The 1326-nt window shown below is 56.9% G+C and carries 1 protein-coding gene; it reads left to right on the plus strand.

The genetic code is table 11. The annotated features are described in order from the left end of the window. Positions 1–181: 181 nt before the first annotated feature. A complete protein-coding gene (locus tag CW742_RS13395; RefSeq protein WP_292421207.1) occupies positions 182–1129 on the plus strand; it encodes a magnesium transporter CorA family protein in 948 nt (315 codons plus the stop codon). Positions 1130–1326: the final 197 nt, after the last annotated feature.

Genomic DNA, 1326 nt, shown 5'->3' on the forward strand with positions numbered 1-1326 from the left:
AACTGGACGCCCTGGTTTTCCTCGCTGCCGGCGCCTCGATTCTCTGGGCAATGGTCCTGATCCCGAAAGACCTATACCCATAGTTCCCTCCCCGCAAATGGAACGCAGGCTTATAAACCAGATCGGATACCATTAGCTAATAATATCCTCAGGCCCGGCCCGGGCTGGGGGTGGTGTTGCGATGATCCAGATCTATCGTTCCCGGAAAGATATTGAACCGGCTATTACCGATATCATCGACGCTCCCTGCGAGGGCGCGTGGGTCCGCATGACCACCCCCACGGATGCGGAACTGACGGAGATCGCCTCCTCCTGCAGCCTTCCGCCGGATTTCCTCCGCGCAGCGCTCGATGAGGAGGAGCGGCCGCGCATCGATTCCGATGACGGTGTGGTTCTCATCGTCCTCGACATTCCGATGGTCACCCAGGTGGCAGGGATCCAGACCCTGACCACCCTGCCGCTTGGCATCATCATCTCAGAAAAGATGGTTGTCACGGTCTGCAACCGCCAGACGCCTATCCTTGACGACTTTATTTCGGGCAAGGTCCGCCACTTCCACACGGTGAAAAAGACCCGATTCCTCTTCCAGATCTTCTACCGCAATGCCTCCTCCTACCTGCACCACCTGCGCCAGATCGAGCGGACAATCTCCCGGATCGAGGTGGAGCTCCACCGCTCCATGAAGAACGAGGAGCTCTTCCAGATGATGGAGCTGGAAAAGAGCCTCATCTACTTCTCGACCTCGCTCAAGTCCAACGAGGCCGTTCTGGAGCGCATCCTCCGCACCAAGCCCCTGAAGATGTACGAGGACGATGCCGAGTTCCTCGAAGACGTCATCATCGAGAACAAGCAGGCTATGGAGATGTCGCAGATCTACCTGCACATCTTAAACGGCATGACCCAGGCCTTTGCCACCATCATCTCGAACAATCTCAACATCGTGATGAAGTTCCTTGCCTCCATCACGATCATCATCGCCATCCCGACGATGATTGCGAGTTTTTACGGTATGAACGTGGGCGATCTCCCCCTCTCGGGAACGCCGCTCGCTTTTGAGACCATCTTCATGTTCTCCGTCATGATCTCGGTGCTGCTCGGCCTCTTCATGTGGCGCAAAAAGTTCTTTTAATCCCTCTTTTCGCCCGTTTCCCCCGGCCCTGCCGCGCCTGCCATCATGCCGGCCTTAGCCGGGACGGCTGCCTTCGCAATAGTTCGTTGCAAAATGACCGACGAGACCGTGCGGTCGGGAAGAAACATACGGAAAAGGGGAGAGATGGGCCCGCTGAGATTCGAACTCAGGACCTCCGCCATGTCAAGGCGACGTCA

The sequence above is a fragment of the Methanoregula sp. genome, assembly GCF_002835825.1.
GTDB lineage: Archaea > Halobacteriota > Methanomicrobia > Methanomicrobiales > Methanospirillaceae > Methanoregula.

Excerpts from the sequence above, each read along its gene's own strand:
- CW742_RS13395 (WP_292421207.1), top strand. The coding sequence starts at position 182 with ATGATCCAGATCTATCGTTCCCGGAAAGATATTGAACCGGCTATTACC.